This window comes from Kineosporia rhizophila, from assembly GCF_021277265.1.
GTDB lineage: Bacteria > Actinomycetota > Actinomycetes > Actinomycetales > Kineosporiaceae > Kineosporia > Kineosporia rhizophila.
In genome coordinates, this window is the sequence record NZ_JAJSOH010000027.1 from 73,630 (window position 1) to 92,879 (window position 19,250).

The window sequence follows — 19,250 nt, forward strand, 5'->3', positions numbered from 1 at the left end:
CGGAACATCACTTTAGGACGATTGGGAACTCGGCTCCCGCTTCCGATGGGTGAGACCGGGCCTGTCCGGACACTCCGCTTTTGCCCGGATCGCGGCGCGCCGATAAGGGTTTTGTCGGTGGGGGTGCCTACCGTGTCCTCTCGTGCGCATCCTTCACAGCTCCGACTGGCACCTGGGCCGGTCGTTCCACCGGGTGGATCTGCTGTCCGCACAGGCCGCGCACCTCGACCACCTGGCCGAGGTGGTGCGCGCCGAGAAGGTCGACGTGGTCCTGGTGGCGGGCGACATCTACGACCGGGCGCTGCCCGCGGTCGACGCGGTCACCCTGCTCGACGAGGGCTTGCACCGACTGGTGTCAGCCGGGTCCCAGGTGATCCTGTCCAGCGGCAATCACGACTCGGCCCGCCGGCTCGGCTTCAACTCCCGCCTGCTGGGTGCGGCCGGGCTGCACATCCGCACCGATCCGGCCCAGGTGGGCACGCCGGTGCTGCTGTCCGACGAGCACGGCGAGGTGGCCTTCCACCCGCTGCCCTACCTCGAGCCCGCGCTGGCCGCCGGGGTGCTGGGCGCCGAGCGCAGTCACGCCGGCGTGCTCGGGGCGGCCCTGCAGCGGGTGCGCGCCGACCTGGCCGAGCGGCCAGGCCTGCGCTCGGTGGTCTCGGCCCACGCCTTCGTCATGGGCGGGGCCGCCTCGGACAGCGAAAGAGAGCTGGCCGTGGGTGGTCTCGGGCAGGTGCCTCTGGCCCTGTTCGAGGGCGTCGACTACGTGGCCCTCGGGCACCTGCACGGCCGGCAGAAACTGGCCGGGCAGGCCCGCTACAGCGGCTCCCCGCTGGCCTTCTCGTTCTCCGAGGCCGATCACCACAAGGGCAGCTGGCTGGTCGATCTCGACGCGAACGGGCTGGCCGGGGTCGAGGCGGTGCCCGCCCCGGTGCCCCGGCGGCTGGGCCGGTTGCGCGGCGAGCTCGCCGAACTGCTCACCGAGGCCCGCTTCGCCGCCCACGAGCAGGAGTGGGTGCAGATCACCCTCACCGATCCGCGGCGCCCGGCCGAGCCGATGGAGCAGCTGCGCCGGCGTTTCCCGCACCTGCTCGAACTGCGGCTCGACCCGCAGCGGGCCGGCCGCGCCAGCGCGGCCGGTTACACCGAGAAGATCGCCGGACTGCCGGATCTGGACGTCTGCTGCAGTTTCCTGGAGCACGTGCGCGGCCGTACCGCCTCCCCCGCCGAGACGGTGCTGCTGCAGCAGGCCCTGGAGGCGGCGCTGATCGAGAGCATGGAAGGGGCGCCCGGTTCGGCCTACCGCGACCTGGCCGCGATGGCCGCCGAGTCTCCGGTGAGCGATGCCGAACTGCAGCAGCTGCTGAGCCCCAAGGCGCCGGGCCGGCGCGGGCGGAGCGCCTGATGCGCCTGCACCGTCTCGAGATCACCGCCTTCGGCCCGTTCGCCGAGCACCAGCAGATCGACTTCGACGAGCTCAGCGGCGCCGGCCTGTTCCTGCTGCACGGCCCCACCGGCGCGGGCAAGACCAGCGTGCTCGACGCGCTCTGCTTCGCCCTCTACGGGCGGGTCCCGGGCAGCCGGGGGGCCTCCGGCCGCTACCGCAGCGACCACGCCGATCCGGCGGTGCGGGCCGAGGTGGTGTGCGAGTTCACCGTGGCCGGGCGGCGTCTGGAGGTCACCCGCTCACCGGAGTGGCAGCGTCCGAAGAAGCGCGGCACCGGTTTCACCCGCGAGCAGGCGCACGTGGTGGTGCGTGAGTGGGTGGCCGACGGCTGGGTCGGCCGGACGAACCGTATGGACGAGGCGGGAGACCTGATCGGGCAGCTGATCGGGCTCGGGCCGGAACAGTTCACCAAGCTGATCCTGCTGCCCCAGGGCGAGTTCGCGGCGTTCCTGCGGGCTTCGGCCGAGGAGCGGCGGCCGCTGTTGCAGAAGCTCTTCGGCACCGACCGTTTCGCCGCGGTGGAGAGCTGGCTGGGCGAACGCCGCCGGGAGGGGGCCGGTTCGGTGGCGGCCGCCCGCGCCGGGACGGCCCGGCTGTTCGCCCGGGCCCAGGAGGCCCGCCCCGACCAGCCCGGCCAATCCGACCAGTCCGACCAGCCCGACCAGGGCCCCGGCAGCGGTCACGAGGATCTGGATCTCGACGACACCGAGGCGGTCACGGCCCTCGTCCGTGAGTGGGCCACCCAGGCCCACGCCCAGTTGCGCGCCGCCCACACCGCCGCGGTGAAGGCCGAGGCCGCACACGAGAAGGCCCGCGCCGAGCACGAATCCGTGGCCGAGACCGTACGGCTGCGCGACCGGCGCCGCGAACTGGTGGCCGAACATGGTCTACTGATCTCGCAGTCACCGGAGCAGGCGGTCCGTAAGGCCCGCCTCCAGGCCGCCGGGCACGCCCCGGTCCTGCTCCCGTTGCTGGCCGAGCTCGACGCGGCGTCGGTGGAGGTCGAGACCGCCGAATTCCGCGTCGAGTCGGCCCGGCGGCGCCTCGCCGACCACGGGCTGGAAGGTCAGGTCGACGACGGCGGTGGCCGAACCAGCCCGGGCCACCCACACCAGGCCGAACCGGCCGACCAGGCCGAACCGGCCCGGCTACGGCAGGAACTGACCCGGCTGCGGCAGGAACTGGCCGCCCTCACCGCCCTTCTCCCCGCCGACCTGGAACTGCGCCGGCTCGACCGGCAGGCCCTGGCCACGCAGGAGCAGCTGCAGCAGACCGAGGCCGCCCGGGTGCAGGCCGAGAAGGCCGCCGCCCGGCTGAACGAGCAGGCCGAGAAGCTGCTGGCGGCCCGGGGCGAGAGCGAGATGCTGGCCTCCGCCGCCGAAGACCGCCACCGCGACCTGGAGCGGGCCAAGCGGGTGGCCGAGGCGGTACTACGGGCCCAGCGCCTCACCGAAGAACAGACCAGTCTGGAAGACACCCTGCGTGCCGTCACCGACGTGCACCAGGCCGCCGTCGCCGCCCAGCAGGAACTGCAGGCCCGGCGTCTGGCCGGGATGGCCGCCGAACTGGCGGCCGGGCTGGGGCGCGACGAGGAGTGCCCGGTGTGCGGCAGCCTCGACCACCCGCGCCGGGCCAAGCACCGCGCGCGTCCGGTCACCGAGGAGGAGCAGGAGCGCGCGGCCCATCAGGAGGCCCAGACCTCGGCCCGCCGTGAGCAGGCCCGTCAGGCCGTCGAGGCCGGGCGGCGGCAACTGGCCGCCCTCACCGCCCTCACCGGCGGGGCCGACGCCGAGGCAGCGATGGCCGAGCTGGCCGGCGCGCAGTCCCGGCTGTCCGAGGCCAACCGGGCCGCAGCCTCGGCCCAGAAGCTCAACGCCGAGGTGGCCGGTCTGGCCGCCCGCCTGGAAGCGGCCCGGGCCCGGCTGGAGGCCGCCACCGATGCGGCCTCGGCCGGGCGGGAAGCCTTGGCCGCCCTGGAGAGCCGGCGATCGGACCTGCGCGGACGGCTCGACCAGGCCCGCGGCGACAGCGCCGACGTGCAGTCCCGTCATGCCCGGGTTACGGCCGCGGTCGAGGCGCTCACCGAGCACGAAGAGGCCCACCGCGCGCTCCAGATCGCGCGAGACCGGCTGGCCCGGGCCCGCGGTGCAGCCGACAACGCCGCCACCGCAGCCGGTTTCACCGACCGTGAGGCAGCCGCTGCGGCCGCCCTACCGGAGGCCGACCGAGCCGAGCTGGCCCAGGTCATCGCCGACCACGACGCCCAGCGGGCCCGGGTCGAGGCGCTGCTCGAAGAACTCGGCCGCGAGGAACAGGCCTCCGCCGCCGCCCGCCGGGCCAAGGAGAAGCAGGCCGCCCGCAAGCCCCGCCGCAAGAAGCCCCGCAAGGCCGATCCGGGCCAGCCCATGCTCGACCTCTGGGCCGAGCTCGTACCGATCGCCCCCGAACCCGGCCCAGCCACCCAAGAGCCCACCACAGCAGCCAAAACCGACGGGACCGACGGGCCCACCGACGTCGTCAGTTCCAGCACTCCCGAAGAGGCCGAGCCTGACCTCGACTCCCTGGCCGAGGCCCTGAACGAGATCCTCCAGAACGCCCGCACCGCCCACCAGAGCGCGCAGCAGCGCCACACCCTGCTCACCCGGGCCGCCCAGGCCCTCACCAACCTGACCATCGAGCTGGAGCAGCACGCCAAGCAGACCGCCGACCTGCGGGCCTCCTTCGCCACCCTCGACGCGGTCTCCCGCTGCATCGAGGGCACCGGCGGCGACAACCAGCTGCGCATGCGCCTGAGCTCGTACGTGCTGGCCGCCCGGCTGGAACAGGTGGCCCAGGCCGCCACCCTGCGACTGGCCGCGATGTCCGGCGGCCGGTACTCCCTGGTGCACACCGACGGCCCCTCCCGCGGCGGCGCCCGGTCCGGCCTGGGGCTGGCCGTGATCGACGGCTGGACCGGCGTGCAGCGCGACCCGAGCACCCTCTCCGGCGGCGAGACCTTCTGCACCTCCCTGGCCCTGGCCCTCGGCCTGGCCGACGTGGTGCAGGCCGAGGCGGGCGGCGCCACCATCGAGACCCTGCTGGTCGACGAGGGTTTCGGCAGTCTCGACCAGGACACCCTGGACGAGGTGATGGACGTGCTCGACGGCCTGCGCAGCGGCGGCCGGGCGGTCGGCCTGGTCAGCCACGTGGCCGACCTGCGCGACCGGATCCCGGCCCAGCTCGAGGTGGTCAAAGGCCGCGACGGCTCCCACCTCAGGGTGGGAGCCGCCGCACTCATCGCTTAGGAGCGAGAACCTCAGTCCTCGAACGCCTCCGGCGCCGGGCAGGAGCAGACCAGGTTCCGGTCGCCCCAGGCACCGTCGATCCGGCGCACCGGCGGCCAGTACTTGAACCGCGGCGTCACCCCGGCCGGGTAAACGGCCTCTTCCCGGGTGTACGGGTGCTCCCACTCACCGGTCAGGCTCTGCGCCGTGTGCGGGGCGTTGGCCAGCGGGTTGTCCCCGGCCGGCCACTCCCCCGCGGCGACCTTGTCGATCTCGGCCCGGATCGCGATCATCGCGTCGCAGAACCGGTCCAGCTCGGCCAGGTCTTCGCTCTCGGTCGGCTCCACCATCAGCGTCCCGGCCACCGGGAACGACATCGTCGGGGCGTGGAAGCCGTAGTCGATCAGGCGCTTGGCCACGTCGTCCACCGTCACCCCGGTGGCCTTGGTCAGCGGCCGCAGGTCGAGGATGCACTCGTGCGCCACCAGGGCGTCCCGGCCGGAGTAGAGCACCGGGTAGTGCTGACGCAGCCGGGCCGCCACGTAGTTGGCGGTGAGGATCGCGGTGCGGGTGGCCCGGGTCAGGCCCTCCAGCCCCATCATCCGCACGTAGGCCCAGGAGATCGGCAGGATGCCGGCCGACCCGTACGGCGCGGCCGAGATCGGGCCGATGCCGGTGGCCGGACCGGCCAGCTCGTCCAGCGGGTGGTTGGGCAGGAACGGCGCCAGGTGCGAGCGCACCGCCACCGGGCCCACGCCCGGGCCGCCGCCGCCGTGCGGGATGCAGAACGTCTTGTGCAGGTTCAGGTGCGAGACGTCGGCGCCGAACTGGCCCGGACGCGAGAGCCCCACCAGCGCGTTGAGGTTCGCGCCGTCGACGTAGACCTGACCGCCGGCCTCGTGCACCTCGGCGCAGATCTGGCCGATGCCCTCCTCGAACACGCCGTGCGTGGAGGGGTAGGTCACCATGATCGCAGCCAGCGCGTCCCGGTGCTGCCCGATCTTGGCCGACAGGTCGGCCAGGTCCACGTTGCCGTTCTCGTCGCAGGCCACCACCACGACCTTCATCCCGGCCATCACCGCGCTGGCGGCGTTGGTGCCGTGCGCGGACGACGGGATCAGGCAGACGTTGCGGCCCTCGGCACCGTTGGAGCGGTGGTAGGCCCGGATCGCCAGCAGGCCGGCCAGCTCACCCTGCGAGCCGGCGTTCGGCTGCAGCGAGACCGCGGCGTAGCCGGTCAGCTCGGCCAGCCAGTTCTCCAGGTCCTTCACCAGGGCGCGGATGCCCTCGGTGTCGGCGCTCGGCGCGAACGGGTGCAGCCCACCGAACTCCGGCCAGGTGATCGCCTCCATCTCGGTGGTGGCGTTCAGCTTCATCGTGCACGAGCCCAGCGGGATCATGCCCCGGTCGAGCGCGTAGTCCTCGTCGGCCAGGCGGCGCAGGAAGCGCAGCATCGAGGTCTCGCTGTGGTGCGTGGTGAACACCGGGTTGGTCAGGTATTCAGACGTACGGACGAGGGTGGCGGGCAACGCCGGCTCGCTCACCTCGGTCGCGGGGGAACCTCCGAAAGCCTGCGTCACCAGCGCCAGGTGGGCCGGCGTGGTGGTCTCGTCGCAGGAGACCCCGACGTGGTCGGCGTCGACCCGGCGCAGCAGCACGCCGAGCTCGTGCGCCCGGTCCACCACCTCGGCGGCCCGGCCCGGCACCTCGGCCAGGACGGTGTCGAAGAAGTTCTCGTGCACCACGGTGACGCCCTGCGCCCGCAGACCGGCGGCCAGCGTGGCGGCCGAGGAGGCGGTGCGCTCGGCGATCCGGCGCAGCCCCTGCGGGCCGTGGTACACCGCGTACATGGCGGCCATCACGGCCAGCAGCACCTGCGCGGTGCAGATGTTGCTGGTCGCCTTCTCCCGCCGGATGTGCTGCTCGCGGGTCTGCAGGGCCAGCCGGTAGGCCGGGTTGCCGTCCGCGTCCTTCGAGACCCCGACCAGGCGGCCCGGCAGCGAGCGCTCCAGGCCCTTGCGCACGCTCATGTAGCCGGCGTGCGGTCCGCCGAATCCGAGCGGCACCCCGAAGCGCTGGGTGTTGCCGACTGCCACGTCCGCGCCGTCCTCACCGGGCGCGCGCAGCAGCGTCAGCGCCAGCAGGTCGGCGGCCACGGTCACCAGCGCCTTGCGCTCGTGGGCGGCCTCGATCAACGGACGGAGGTCGGTCACCTTCCCGGAGGCCCCCGGGTACTGCGTGATCACGCCGAAGACACCGTCCTCGACCGCGTCGAGAGCCTCGGCCGGGGCGTCGGTGAGGTCGGCCACGACCACCCGCAGGCCGAGCGGTTCGGCACGGGTCTGGATCACCGCGAGGGTCTGCGGAAGGACGTCGGTGTCGACCAGCAGGGCGGCCCCGGCGGGCAGCTTGGAGGCCCGGCGCATCAGCGTCATCGCCTCGGCGGCGGCGGTGGCCTCGTCCAGCAGGGAGGCGCTGGCGGTGTCGAGCCCGGTCAGGTCCGAGACCATGGTCTGGAAGGCCAGCAGGGCCTCCAGCCGGCCCTGTGAGATCTCCGGCTGGTACGGGGTGTAGGCCGTGTACCAGGCCGGGTTCTCCAGCACGTTGCGCAGGATCACACCGGGCGTGTGGGTGCCGTAGTAGCCCAGCCCGATCATCGGCACGCCCACGGTGTTGCGGGCGGCCAGGGCGCGCAGCTCGGCCAGCGCCTCGGCCTCGCTCACCGGCTCGGGCAGGGCGGGCACGCCGCCGTCGCGGATCACCGGGGGGATCACGGCGTGCTCGAGGGCGTCCAGCGAGTCCAGGCCGACCGTGCGCAGCATGGTGGCCACCTGCGGGGCGTCGGCGCCGATGTGCCGGTCGGCGAAGGCGTCGGCGCGGTGCCCGGTGCCCTGGGGGGCGTCCTGCGGCGGCTCGGTCAGGTCCGGCTGGTTCCCGGCATCGATGAAGGTCGTCATCGGAGGCTCCCACGCTTCAGGCGTAGCGGCCGCTGAGTAGGGCCGCACGGATACCTCCCCATCCGTCGGGCCACGTCGCCCTTCGGAGATGCCTCGCCCTGGCGGTCCTTGGCGCCTGAGAGGTTCCGGGGAGAGTTGCCCCTTCGGCGCCCCTTCACGGGGTCTCTCCCGCCGGGGTCTTCAGCTGTCGGCCTCCGTCACTGACGGACCACCCACGGCCCTGACGTTACCAGCGCGGCATGTCACATTCATCTTCGCCCGGTTCCGCACACCCCACAGAGGGCCCGGTCGGCGTACGGCGGGCGAACGGAGGGTTGCGAGGGGACCCGGCGAGGCGATGCAATTGGGTCTTCCCGAGCCCTGACCCGGACGGCCGTCACCCTGAGTGGGACGGCAATCACGTCCGTTCCGTCGCGGCCCGGATCGTCGGCCGGAACTTGATAACGAGGTAGCGTCGAATACCGTGATCGTCGTCAGCGTGTGCAGTTTGAAGGGTGGCGTCGGGAAGACGTCGGTGGTCCTGGGCCTGGCCTCGGCCGCGCTGGCCCGTGGCGTCCCCACGCTCGTGGTCGACATCGACCCGCAGGCCGACGCGACGCTCGGGCTCGACATCACCGCCGAGATCACCACCAACGTGGCCACCGTGATGGGCGCCTCCCGCCGCAACGCGCAGAAGGTGAACGTCGTGCCCAGCGGCTGGGCGGCCGGCGGCGGCACGCTCGACGTGCTGCCCGGCTCGCACGACATGGCCGCGCTCGACCGGCCCACCGGCAGCGAGCGCACCCTGGCCCGGCTGTCCCACGCGATCAGCCAGCTCGAGGGCTACCAGCTCGTCCTGATCGACTGCCCGCCCTCGCTGGGCACGATCACCCGCTCCGGCCTGGCCGCCAGCCAGCGCGCCCTGGTGGTCTCCGAGCCGGCCCTGTTCTCGGTCACCGCGGCCGACCGGGCCCTGCACGCGATCGAGGACGTGCGCCGCAACATCGCCCCCACGCTGCAGCCGCTGGGCGTGGTGGTCAACCGCTACCGCGAGCGCTCCCCCGAGCACCGCTACCGCCTGCAGGAGCTGTCCGACATGTTCGGCCCGCTGGTGCTCGGCCCCTCGATCCGCGAGCGCAGCGCCCTGCAGCAGGCCCAGGGCGCCAGCCAGCCGATCCACCGCTGGCCCGGGGCCCCCGCGCAGGAGCTGGCCGGAGCGTTCGACGCCCACCTGGCCCGGGTGCTGCGGGCCAACACCCGCGGCCGCCGCCCGGCCGCCAGCGCCAGCTGATCCCCTGAAGCCAGACAGCAGAAAGCCCCCGGGTACCGGATCCCGGGGGCTTTCTGCTGGACCGTAAGGCTTTTCAGCTGATCGCGCGGGTCTTCCGGCGCGCCGCCAGCTCGTCTCCGGCGACCATCGCGGTGTCGTCCCCCGCGCGCTCGGCGGGCAGCTCGGCCAGCGTGCCCTCGACCTCGCGCCAGACCCGGCCGACGGCGATGCCGAACACGCCCTGACCGCCCTGGACGAGATCTATCACCTCGTCCGCCGAGGTGCACTCGTAGACGCTGGCGCCGTCGCTCATCAGCGTGATCTGGGCCAGGTCCTCGACGCCGTGGTCGCGCAGGTGGTTCACCGCGATCCGGATCTGCTGCAGCGAGACCCCGGTGTCGAGAAGCCGCTTGACCACCTTCAGCACCAGCACGTCGCGGAAGCTGTACAGCCGCTGGGTGCCCGAGCCGGTGGCGTTGCGGACGGTGGGCTGGACCAGGCCGGTGCGGGCCCAGTAGTCGAGCTGACGGTAGGTGATGCCCGCCGCCCGGCAGGCGATCGGGCCTCGGTAACCGGCCTCCTCGTCGAGCTCGGGCAGGTCGTCGGTGAAGAGCATTCCCTGCGCCTGCGCGACGACGTGACCGGGCACAGCATCTCGCTCGCTACGCTCGCTCACGGCGGCTCCATTCAACGTTCCGAGTCCGGCACGCTGGTCCGAGGGACGGATCTCAGCGGGAGAACTACACCGGGGTCGTTTCATTTGAACCGTAGGCCGCCCACCCGGCCCCGTCAACGAAGCGGGTCCCGAGGGGGGCGGCGTGTCGGCAGATCACCCCTCTTTCGGACCAATCGGAACCGTTCCGGCGCCGGTGGCGAGGGGGTTTCAGGAGTCCTGCGGGCCCTTGCCGGTCTCGCCGAAGTCCTCCGGGGAGATGTTGTCGAGGAACTCCCGGAACTTCTCCACCTCGTCCTCGTCCTCGTCCGGCACCGAGACCCCACCGGCCTCCAGCACCTCCTCGGCACCGACGATCGGGCAGCCGACCCGCAGCGCCAGGGCGATCGCGTCGGACGAGCGCGAGCTGACCGACAGCCCGCCGTCGAAGACCAGCTCGGCGTGGAAGACGTTCTCCTTCAGGGCGACGATGCGCACCTGGGCCAGCCGCCGGCCGAGCGCCTCGATCACGTCCTTCATCAGGTCGTGGGTGAGCGGGCGCGGCGGCACCAGCCCCTGCTGGGCGTTCGCGATCGCGTTCGCCTCGGGCGCCCCGACCCAGATCGGCAGGTAGCGATCCCCGTCGCGCTCCTTGAGCAGCACGATCGGGTTGTTCGAGGGAACCTCGACCCTGACACCAACCACATCAAGCTCCCGCACACCGCAAACGTACCCCGCGGCCCGGCGCCTAGGCGACCAGAGTGGGCCCACAGTCAGGCCGCGGTCAGGACTGTCCGCGCTCCAGGGCCGCTTTCAGCAGTGCGGAGTGCAGTTGCACGCACAGCGCGGTGAGCTCGGGGGCGCTCTGCCCGCCCGCCTGGCCCCGGCCCCGGGTGACCTGTTCGATCAGCCCGGCCTCGCGGTCGGCGGCGGTGCGGAAGGCCCGCAGGTGGCGCGGTTCCAGGCCGAAGGCGCCCAGTTCGGCCGCGGCGCGGGCGACGGCCGCCGCATCGGCGTCGAAGTCCCCGCCCGGCCGGGCCACCACCAGACCGTGCGACTCCAGCTCGGCCAGCAGCGCCTCGTCGACCGCGGCGGCGGCCAGCACCTCGCCCCGGGTGAACCGGCGCCGGGTCCCGGTCTCGACCGGCGGCTCGGGGGCCACCTCGACCAGCCGGGGCGCGGCCGGCGCGCCCTGGTCGAGCGCGTCGAGGTGCTCGCGGATCACCCGCAGCGGCAGGTAGTGGTCACGCTGTACCCCGAGCACGTACCGCAGCCGCTCCACGTGCTCGGGGGTGAACTTCCGGTAGCCCGCGGCGGTGCGCAACGGCTCGACCAGACCCTGGTCCTCCAGGTACCTGATCTTCGAGATGGAGATGTCCGGGAAGTCCTGCCGCAGCAGTTCCAGGACCGCCCCGATGCTCATCGCCCGGGAGCCACTCGCATCACCCAAGTCACCCGAGTGACCTGACTCGCCGGTCGCGCCGTTCGCGCGCCGGCCCGCAGCCGCGCCGACCATCCCGGCTGCCGTCAGGCGGTCCGGCGGCTGGGGTGGAACACCAGCCGGTACTTGCCGATCTGGACCTCGTCCCCGTCCTTCAGCAGCGCCTCGTCGATCCGGTCGCCGGCCAGGTAGGTGCCGTTCAGGCTGCCGGCGTCGCGGACGAAGAACTGCCCGTCCCGCCGGACGAACTCGGCGTGCTTGCGCGAGACGGTGACGTCGTCGAGAAAGATGTCGCTGTCGGGCTTGCGCCCGGCGGTCGTGCGCTCGGCGTTCAGCAGGAACCGGGCCCCGGCGTTCGGGCCGCGCTGCACCACCAGCAGGGCCGACTGCCCGGGCAGCGCGTCGACCGCGGCCTGCTCGGCACCGGAGAGCCCGCTGGGCCGCTCCTCGTCGATCCCCGGTATGGCACCGAAGGAGATCGTCGTCTCGACCAGGGGCGCGTCGAAGTCACGCCTGGCACCCTCCGGCCCCTGACCGCTCAGGAACCTCGGTTCCGACATCTCGGTCTCCTGTCTCGTGAAGTCTGGCTAGCGTAACTCTCACCCCGTGCTCGAGGCATGTACCGGTCGCCTCCTGTTCACCCGGGTGAGGTGACCGGAGGCGGGCTCGGGCGCGGCGGCCCGGTCTCAGTCGAGCTGCGTCCGGTACTCGGCGGCGCTCAGCAGGCCGTCGAAGGCCTCCGGGCCGGCCACCGTGACCTCGAACATCCAGCCCTCGCCGTAAGGGTCGCTGTTGACCAGCTCCGGCGTGGTGTCGAGGGCCTCGTTCCGCCTCGACACGGTACCGCTGACCGGTGCGTAGACGTCGCTCACGCTCTTGGTCGACTCGACCTCGCCGCAGGTCGAGCCCGCCTGCACCGGGGTGTCGCCGTCCGGCAGCGTGACGTACACGATGTCGCCGAGCGCGTCCTGGGCGAACGCGGTGATGCCGACCCGGGCGACGTCGCCGTCGATCCGCACCCACTCGTGGTCGCCGGTGTACTTCAGGTCTTCCGGGTACTCGAAGTCGCTCACTGCGCCCTCGTCTTCCTCTCAGTCCTGGGGCTCGTCGGTGCGGGGTACGGCGTAGGCCGGGCCGGCCGCCTCCCGCACCGCGGACACCTCGAGATCTTGCTTGCGCTGAACCGTACCGCTCGCACCCACCTGGTGCAGCGTCTCCAGCACGCCACCGGGGATGTTGAGGGCGGATTCCATGGTCGCCGGGTCGCCGATGGCCAGCAGCCGGTAGGGCGGTGACTGGGTGACGCCGTCGGCGACCACCGCACCGCCGGTGGGCGGATCGGTGAACGAGGTGCCGGCCACCACCCGCACCTGGCCGAACTGGATCGCCTCGGCCCCCGCGTCCCGCAGTTCCTGGACCGCGTCGAGCACGGTCGCGGCGTCGACCAGGGCCTGCGGGTCGTCGATCCGGATGCTCACCCCCGGCCCCTGGGCGGGCTCGGTGCCGGCCAGGATGCCGAGCACGTCGAGCCGTTCGCGCGTGGCCTTCTCGGCCGCGGCGGCCCGGTCGGTGCCGGACTGCAGCTCGTTCCGGGTGGTCTCCAGGGCGCGGGCCTCGGCGTCCAGCCGCTCGCTCTGCCGGCTCACGTCGTCCAGCACCCGCACCAGCTCGCTCTGGCTCAGCGAGGAGAGGTCGTCGGACTGGGTCTGGCGGGCCTGCACGATCAGCCCGAACCCGAGCGCCCCGAGCAGCACAGCAGCGAGCACCTGGAACCGGGTGACGCGGAACCGCGAAACCGGCTTGTCCGGAACAGAGGACGACGGGCGCGCCTCGGGTACGTCACCGACAACGGACGAGGTGGTCGCCTCAGGATCGTCGGCTCCCCCGGGCGCGGTGGTCACCTCTACGTCGTCGGAAGTCTCGGACGGCGTGGAACTGTCGGCCTCGGGCACCTGAGGAGCAGCGGTTTCGCCCACCGGAGGGGAACTTTCGGGGCGGCTCGCCGCCTCGGCGCCCACACCCGTCCTTTGTTCGGCTTTTTGTTCGTTCAGATCGACCGCCGTCATCGGCATGGTGTCGTCCGGATCCCGCTCGGCACCCGCCTGAACCGCCTTACCCGAACTCGGGCTCCCCTGACCGCCACCCACCAGCGGCGGTCCGGGACGACGTCCCCCTGCGGGCCGGATCACCCGCGTACGCACCGGGCTCACCGGACGCGACACCGGCATCGGCGCCGTCTCGGCACCGGCCTCGTCGTCCGTAACAGCATCCGGCTGAACATCCGGCTCGTCCACGGGCTCCTGCTCGGGCTTCTCCTCGGCCATCGCTCAGGCCTTGAAGATGTGCCGACGGATCGCCGCGGCGTTGGAGAAGATCCGGATACCGAGCACCACGACCACCCCGGTGGACAGCTGCGCCCCCACTCCCAGGTGGTCCCCCAGGAACACGATCAGCGCCGCCACCACCACGTTCGACAGGAACGACACGATGAACACCCGGTCGTCGAAGATGCCGTCGAGCAGCGCGCGCAGACCACCGAACACCGCGTCCAGCGCCGCCACCACGGCGATCGGCAGGTAGGGCTGCAGCCAGAGCGGGACGGTCGGCTGCAGGACCAGCCCGGCCACCACCCCGATCAGCAGTCCGATCGCCGCGATCACGTACGTCCTCCAGAGTCAGCAGTCTTTCCCACAGCGTCTTGCTTCGCTTCTTCTTCCACCGGCCGGGCCGCGCGCAGGGCGAACTGCCCGGCGCCCGGCAGGACGAGCTCGTCGGCCGCCGCGATGTCCGCGCGGATGCCGTTGTTGTCCCGCAGCGACTGCACGTAGGGCCCGGCCTGCCCCTCGGCGAACCGGCTCTGCAGCGCGCCCGGATCGCCGATCACCGAGATCACGTAGGGCGGCACCAGCGGGCGGAAGTCGACCAGGATCGCCTCCCCCGCCGAGCGGATCGCCGAGACCGCGGTCAGCCGCTCGCCGTTGATCGAGATCGCCTCGGCGCCGGCCGCCCAGAGCCCGTTCACCACCACCTGCACGTCGGCGTCGAGCACCACGCCCTCGTCGAAACCCACGTCTTCGCGCGGATCTCCACCGACCTGGTCACGTCCCGGCGCGTCGTCCAGCGTGACCTGCACACCCTTGCCGCTCACGGCGATCTCGCCGGTGAGCGCCCCCAGCTCCTGCACCTGACGGCTGAGCGCAGCCCCCCGCGAGCCGAGCAGCGTCTCCTGCGCCGCCGCATTGGCGGCGGCCAGTTCGGCGTTGCGGCGCTGCTGCCCGTTCACGTCTTCGGTGCGGCGCTGGATCTCTTCGCGCAGTTCCTGGCTGACCGCGTCGGACTCGCGCTGCGGCACCCGGATCGAGCCCACCGCCACGGCGAAACCGGCCCCGGCCAGGATCGCCAGGACCAGGGTGATCGCGGTGCGCCGGCGGGTGCTCGGCCGCGGATGGGCGGCCGCGGCCGCGTAGCCGGGGTCGAGCGGACGTTCCATCACCTCGCGCAGCAGAGTCATCGAGGCGTCGAGCGGGCGGGATCGCTCGCTCATCCGGCGGCCTCGCTCTGCGGGCGCCGGGTGAGCTGGTCGCGCCGGGCCATCACGGCGGCGGCCTGACGCAGGTAGATCAGGGCCGACCACCAGTACAGCGCGGTGCCCCACCAGGCGAAGGCCCAGCCGACCGTCATGGCGACGTCGCCCGCCCGGCCGTCGATGTCACCGAGCAGCAGCAGCGGGAAGGCGTAGAGCAGGTTCGCGGTGGCGGCCTTGCCGAGGAAGCTGACCTCCAGCGGCCGGCGCTCCTCGTGCGTCATCAGCAGCAGGGAGCCGACCAGCACCGCGTCGCGGGCGATCAGCAGCAGCACCAGCCACCAGGGGATCACGTCGCGGTAGGCCAGGCCCAGCAGCGTGGTCAGGATGAAGAGGCGGTCGGCGATCGGGTCGAGGATCTGGCCCAGCCGCGTGGTCTGCCCCCAGCGCCGGGCCAGGTTCCCGTCGAGGTAGTCGGTGAATCCGCTCACCATCAGCACGACCACCGCCCAGCCCACGTGGTCGACCACGATCAGCACGGCGAAGACCGGCACCAGCAGCAGCCGGCCGAAACTGAGCAGGTTGGGAATGTTGAGCACCCGTGTGCCACCCACCGGGTTCTCTCCCACCGGCACGTTCCTCCTTCGCATTTTCCCCCCGGGCGTAAGCCAGGAGACAGCCTACGGCCCACCGCGCCCGCTCCCGCCCGACGCCCCGGTGATCCGGCGTCCCGGCGTTGCCCGGAGGGCGGTCAGGTATAAATCTCACTCCGGCAGACCGGGCGATTTGGTGGCATTAACTCCTTATGCTGTGTTGGAGGTTGCACGCGGTGTAACCGGCGGGCTCAGTGTGCAGGGGTGAGGGAGGCGGCGTGGGCTTGACCCCGGGCGGTGCCGTGTCGAGCCGGGTCGCCGCCGCCGTCTACGTCCTGGACGCGCTGGCCGTGGCCGGGTCCTTCTTCGTCCTGCTCTGGAGCACCAGCCCGGGCAGCCGCGACTCGGCGGCCGGCGTGCTGGTCATCGCCCTCACCGCCCTGCTGCTGATCGGCCTGGTGGTGGTGCTGGCCCGGCTCGGCGCGCAGGCCCGTCCGGTCCTGCTCCCCCGCGCCGTCACACCCCCGGGCGCGGTGCCCCCGGCCCTGCTCTGGCTGCCCCTGATCGCCTCGGCCCTGGTGGTCTCCTGGCACCTGCTGGCCGGGGTCGAGCTGGGCCCGGCCCAGACCGCGGTCTCGCTGGGGCTGCTCCTGCTGGTCATCCTGCGCCAGTCGTTCACCGGGCTGGACAACGTGCGGCTGCTGCGCGAACTGCAGGAGAGCCAGGACCGGCTGCGCACCCAGGCCTACCACGACTCGCTCACCGGCCTGGCCAACCGGGCCCTGTTCGACCAGCGGCTGCGCCGGGCGATCCGCGGCGGGCGTCCGCTCGGCCTGATCTTCTGCGACCTGGACGACTTCAAGGCGGTGAACGACCGGTTCGGCCACAACGCCGGCGACGACGTGCTGCGCGCGGTGGCCGGCCGGCTGAAGGCCTGCGTGCGGCCCACCGACACGGTGGCCCGGCTCGGCGGCGACGAGTTCGCGATCCTGATGGAGGATGCGGCCTCCTCGCCCGACGTGATCGGGCAGGAGATCCTCGGCGCCGTCGGCAGGCCGTTCCAGCTGATGCACCGCGGGCGTCAGACGCGGGTGCGGGTGGGGGCCAGCGTGGGCGTGGCGGTGCTCGACCGGGTCGATCCCGACGCCTCGCCGGAGAGCCTGCTGGCCGGGGTCGACCAGGCGATGTACGCGGCCAAGCGGCGCGGCAAGAACCAGATCGTCACCTTCAGCCACGGCAGCCCCGAGGAGAAGGACCGCTACCTGCCTCTGGTCGACCCGGCCGCCGCCCCGGTCACCGATCCCCCCACCGGCCCGGTGCCCCGGCCCACCCCCACCCCGGTGGCGGAACCGGCCGGCCTGAGCACCCCGGCGGCCCAGTACCGCGGCTCGGGCCAGGCCCGGCCCGAGCCGGTGCGCCGGCCGGCCACCGAAGAGGAGAAGAAGGCCGAGGAGAAGGCCCGGCTGGCCGCGGCCGCCCAGCGCTCGGTGGAACGCACCCTGGCCGAGTTCCAGGCCCTCGAGCAGGAGTCGGAACGCAAGGCCGCCGAGCGGGCCGCCGCCGAGCGCCGCGCCCGTGAGGCGCTGGAGATCGAGGCCGAGGTCCGGGCCGGCACGCGGGCCGAGGCCGAGGTCATCCCGTTCAGCCGCGCGGCCGACCTCCGCGCGCAGAAGAAGGCTCAGGAACAGGCCGGCGAGAACACCACCGAACCGGGCCCCGGCCGTCAGCAGTCCGCCGCTCTGGTCCTCGACGCGCTCCCCCAGGACGAGAAACGGCAGCAGGCCGAGCAACTCACCACCCTGTCGTTCGATCACATCGACGTGCTCTACCGCCCGGTGCGCGGCCTGCGCTCCGGGCACCTCGCCGCGCTCGCCATGGACGTGCGCTGGCAGCACCCGGTGCACGGGGTGATGCCGCCCGACGCCCTGCTCGCCGCGGCCGAGCAGGCGGGCCTGCGCCGGGCCCTGGAAGAGCGGTTGCTCGACTCGGTCTGTTCCGACATCGCCCGGCTACGTAGGGCCCCCGGCCAGAACGCACTCACCGCCCAGGTCCCGCTGGCCACCCTGCACCTGGCCGACGAGCGGCTGGCCGCCGTGGTCGAGCGCATCCTGCGGCGGCACGAACTGCCCGGTGAGGCCCTGCTGCTGCAGATCACCGAGGACGGCCCGGCCCCCGACCTGACCGCCGCCGACCGGGTGCTGCAGCAGGTGCGGGCGCTCGGCGTGCGGGTCGGCCTGGAGTCGTTCGGCGCCGGCCCGGGAGACCTCGGCTTCCTGACCCGGCTCCCGATCGACACCCTCACCCTCGACGAGTCGCTCACCACCGCCGAGCCGGGCAGCCGGCCGGAGGCCGTGCTGGCCGGCGCGGTGGCGATGACCCCGGGCCTCGACCTCACCCTGATCGCGGCCGGGGTCGAGCACCAGGAGCAGGCCGACCGGCTCACCGCCCTGGGCGTCCACCTCGCCCAGGGCTCGCTCTACGGTGAGCCGGTCCCGCTGCCCGAACTCGATCTGCCGCGTCTGTCAGCTCACTGATCGATGTTGCTGCGCGGCCCGGTGAACCAGTGCTTGACCGAGGCGTGCCACCCCACGAACAGCGCCCCCATCAGCAGGGCCAGCACGATCGGCGCGTAGTTCACCGCCGTCCAGGTGAAGTCGTCGTTCAGCGGCCACCCGGCCGGTGAGAACGGCAGCACGAAATACACTGAGGTGATGGCGATCTCGACCACCGCGAGCACACACAGCCAGCGGTACCGGGAGCCGAGCGTCCACGGCCCGGGCTGCCAGGCGTCCCCGGCCCGCCACCGCAGGTAGATCGGGATGGCGAAGGCCAGGTACAGCCCGATGACGCCGATCGAGACCACTGCATAGAACGCGGTCGGCGCTCCGGAAGGGCTTTCGTACAGGGCGGGCAGTGTCAGCACCAGAGCTGCTGCCGCAGCGGCGAACACAGCATTGCGGGGTACACCCTTGGCGTCCACCGAGGCCCACAGCCCGGAACCAGGCACCGCCCGGTCGCGGCTGAACGCGAACAGCATCCGCGAGGTGGACGTCATACAGGCGGTGGAGCAGTAGATCTGGCCGCTCATGCTGATGAAGACGACGAGCTTGAACAATGCCGGCGACAGCGCGCTCGACAGCACCGCCAGCACGCTGCCCCCGCCGTAGGGGTTCACCTCGGGATCGAAGGAGTTGATGAAGTCGGTCTCGGTCGCCGCGAAAAGGAAGGCCAGCAGCAGGATCCAGCCCCCGATCGCGGAGTACAGGATCGACTGCCAGATCCCCTTGGCCGCCGCGTTCGCCGCCCCCTGGGTCTCCTCCGAGAGGTGCGCGGAGGCGTCGTACCCGGTGATCGTGTACTGGGTCAGCAGAAAACCCAGAGGCAGCACGTAGAACCAGAAGGTGCCGTCGCCGTCGCCACCGATGCCGGAGTTGTTGATCCGCTCGGTGAACACGAACGACAGGCTCTGGTGCGAGTCCGGCCCGAAGACCAGCACGCCGACCACGATCAGCGCACCGAACACGTGCCACCAGACCGAGACGTTGTTGATCACCGCCAGCAGGTGCGAGCTGAAGATGTTCACCGCGGTGATCAGCCCGAGCAGCAGCACGAACCAGAAGAACTGCTGGTACAGGTAGTTCCCGCCGAGGAAGCCGGTGGCGTAGCCGTCGGAGAACAGGTCGATGAAGGTGTTCAGGTAGATCGCGGCCCCGTAGGCCACCGAGGCCAGGATCGCCACCAGCCCGACCAGGTTGAGCCAGCCGGTGTAGTACCCGGCCTTCGCCCCGCCGAGCCGGGCCGCCCACCAGTAGATCCCGCCCGAGGTCGGGTAGGCGGAGACCAGCTCGGCCAGGCACAGCCCGATGATCAGGATGAACGCCGAGATCACCGGCCAGCCCAGCGAGATCGCGATCGGGCCGCCGTTGTTCCAGGCCTGCCCGAAGGTGGTGAAGCAGCCGGCCAGGATCGAGATGATGGAGAACGAGATGGCGAAGTTCGAGAAGGCCGACCAGGAGCGGTGCAGCTCCTGCTTGTAGCCGAGCCCGGCGAGGACCGATTCGTCGTCGCTGATCGTGCCGTCGGACATGGTTCCCCTTCAAGGTCGAAGAGCACAGGGCGCAAACC

The 19,250-nt window shown here is 72.3% G+C and carries 15 protein-coding genes and 1 riboswitch; of the genes, 4 read left to right on the top strand and 11 right to left on the bottom strand.

Translation table 11 applies throughout. The features are described 5' to 3' along the window. Positions 1–142 precede the first annotated feature (142 nt). Positions 143–1,405, top strand: coding sequence for an exonuclease SbcCD subunit D (locus LWF15_RS37895; protein ID WP_232814072.1), 1,263 nt, complete (start codon positions 143–145; stop codon positions 1,403–1,405). Next, complete coding sequence (locus tag LWF15_RS28645; protein WP_232814073.1) at positions 1,405–4,731, top strand: AAA family ATPase; 3,327 nt, start codon at positions 1,405–1,407, stop codon at positions 4,729–4,731. Before LWF15_RS37895 ends, LWF15_RS28645 begins: the two co-directional genes overlap by 1 nt. Before the next feature lie 11 nt (positions 4,732–4,742). Here LWF15_RS28645 and gcvP read toward each other — a convergent pair whose 3' ends face one another. Continuing rightward, positions 4,743–7,667: an aminomethyl-transferring glycine dehydrogenase gene (gcvP, locus tag LWF15_RS28650; protein ID WP_232814074.1), complete on the bottom strand. Its 2,925-nt coding sequence runs from the start codon at positions 7,665–7,667 to the stop codon at positions 4,743–4,745. 92 nt (positions 7,668–7,759) lie between these two features. After that, positions 7,760–7,848: riboswitch (glycine riboswitch) on the bottom strand. Positions 7,849–8,130: 282 nt separating this feature from the next. Between gcvP and LWF15_RS28655 the strand changes: the two genes are divergently transcribed. Then, positions 8,131–8,937, top strand: coding sequence for a ParA family protein (locus LWF15_RS28655; RefSeq protein ID WP_232814075.1), 807 nt, complete (start codon positions 8,131–8,133; stop codon positions 8,935–8,937). Positions 8,938–9,010: 73 nt separating this feature from the next. Here the strand turns inward: LWF15_RS28655 and LWF15_RS28660 are convergent, their stop codons facing one another. From LWF15_RS28660 to LWF15_RS28700, 9 genes are all read right to left on the bottom strand, one after another. Beyond that, positions 9,011–9,532, bottom strand: coding sequence for a MerR family transcriptional regulator (locus LWF15_RS28660; RefSeq protein ID WP_232814095.1), 522 nt, complete (start codon positions 9,530–9,532; stop codon positions 9,011–9,013). A 267-nt stretch (positions 9,533–9,799) separates the two neighbouring features. Continuing rightward, positions 9,800–10,288 carry a bifunctional nuclease family protein gene (locus tag LWF15_RS28665; RefSeq protein WP_232814076.1) on the bottom strand — a complete coding sequence of 163 codons (489 nt, stop codon included), beginning with the start codon at positions 10,286–10,288 and terminating at the stop codon, positions 9,800–9,802. Between the two features lie 64 nt (positions 10,289–10,352). After that, complete coding sequence (gene ftsR, locus LWF15_RS28670) at positions 10,353–10,991, bottom strand: transcriptional regulator FtsR (RefSeq protein ID WP_232814077.1); 639 nt, start codon at positions 10,989–10,991, stop codon at positions 10,353–10,355. A 104-nt stretch (positions 10,992–11,095) separates the two neighbouring features. Further along, positions 11,096–11,569 (bottom strand): FHA domain-containing protein, encoded by a 474-nt coding sequence (locus LWF15_RS28675; RefSeq protein WP_232814078.1) that lies wholly within the window; start codon positions 11,567–11,569, stop codon positions 11,096–11,098. A 126-nt stretch (positions 11,570–11,695) separates the two neighbouring features. Next, positions 11,696–12,082, bottom strand: a complete 387-nt coding sequence (gene gcvH, locus LWF15_RS28680) for a glycine cleavage system protein GcvH (protein WP_232814079.1) — start codon at positions 12,080–12,082, stop codon at positions 11,696–11,698. An 18-nt stretch (positions 12,083–12,100) separates the two neighbouring features. Continuing rightward, positions 12,101–13,333 (bottom strand): DUF881 domain-containing protein, encoded by a 1,233-nt coding sequence (locus tag LWF15_RS28685; protein ID WP_232814080.1) that lies wholly within the window; start codon positions 13,331–13,333, stop codon positions 12,101–12,103. Between the two features lie 3 nt (positions 13,334–13,336). Next, a complete protein-coding gene (locus LWF15_RS28690) occupies positions 13,337–13,669 on the bottom strand; it encodes a small basic family protein (protein WP_232814081.1) in 333 nt (110 codons plus the stop codon). Beyond that, positions 13,666–14,553, bottom strand: coding sequence for a DUF881 domain-containing protein (locus tag LWF15_RS28695; protein ID WP_232814082.1), 888 nt, complete (start codon positions 14,551–14,553; stop codon positions 13,666–13,668). The genes LWF15_RS28690 and LWF15_RS28695 overlap by 4 nt, the downstream gene beginning before the upstream one ends. Beyond that, positions 14,550–15,161 carry a CDP-alcohol phosphatidyltransferase family protein gene (locus LWF15_RS28700; protein ID WP_232814083.1) on the bottom strand — a complete coding sequence of 204 codons (612 nt, stop codon included), beginning with the start codon at positions 15,159–15,161 and terminating at the stop codon, positions 14,550–14,552. The genes LWF15_RS28695 and LWF15_RS28700 overlap by 4 nt, the downstream gene beginning before the upstream one ends. 242 nt (positions 15,162–15,403) lie before the next feature. On the opposite strand from LWF15_RS28700, the gene LWF15_RS28705 reads away from it, so the two are divergent. After that, a complete protein-coding gene (locus tag LWF15_RS28705) occupies positions 15,404–17,659 on the top strand; it encodes a putative bifunctional diguanylate cyclase/phosphodiesterase (RefSeq protein WP_232814084.1) in 2,256 nt (751 codons plus the stop codon). Here the strand turns inward: LWF15_RS28705 and LWF15_RS28710 are convergent. Further along, the gene (locus tag LWF15_RS28710) at positions 17,653–19,212 is read right to left on the bottom strand and encodes an amino acid permease (protein WP_232814085.1); all 1,560 of its coding nucleotides are present in this window, start codon (positions 19,210–19,212) and stop codon (positions 17,653–17,655) included. The two genes, LWF15_RS28705 and LWF15_RS28710, sit on opposite strands and share 7 nt — an antisense overlap. Positions 19,213–19,250: the final 38 nt, after the last annotated feature.

Bases quoted from the DNA above. Each gene is read 5' to 3' on its own strand.
- LWF15_RS28695 (WP_232814082.1), bottom strand. From the start codon at position 14,553: ATGAGCGAGCGATCCCGCCCGCTCGACGCCTCGATGACTCTGCTGCGC.
- LWF15_RS28685 (WP_232814080.1), bottom strand. From the start codon at position 13,333: ATGGCCGAGGAGAAGCCCGAGCAGGAGCCCGTGGACGAGCCGGATGTT.
- LWF15_RS28675 (WP_232814078.1), bottom strand. From the start codon at position 11,569: ATGTCGGAACCGAGGTTCCTGAGCGGTCAGGGGCCGGAGGGTGCCAGG.
- LWF15_RS28710 (WP_232814085.1), bottom strand. From the start codon at position 19,212: ATGTCCGACGGCACGATCAGCGACGACGAATCGGTCCTCGCCGGGCTC.
- LWF15_RS28660 (WP_232814095.1), bottom strand. From the start codon at position 9,532: ATGCTCTTCACCGACGACCTGCCCGAGCTCGACGAGGAGGCCGGTTAC.
- gcvP (WP_232814074.1), bottom strand. From the start codon at position 7,667: ATGACGACCTTCATCGATGCCGGGAACCAGCCGGACCTGACCGAGCCG.
- ftsR (WP_232814077.1), bottom strand. From the start codon at position 10,991: ATGAGCATCGGGGCGGTCCTGGAACTGCTGCGGCAGGACTTCCCGGAC.
- LWF15_RS28645 (WP_232814073.1), top strand. From the start codon at position 1,405: ATGCGCCTGCACCGTCTCGAGATCACCGCCTTCGGCCCGTTCGCCGAG.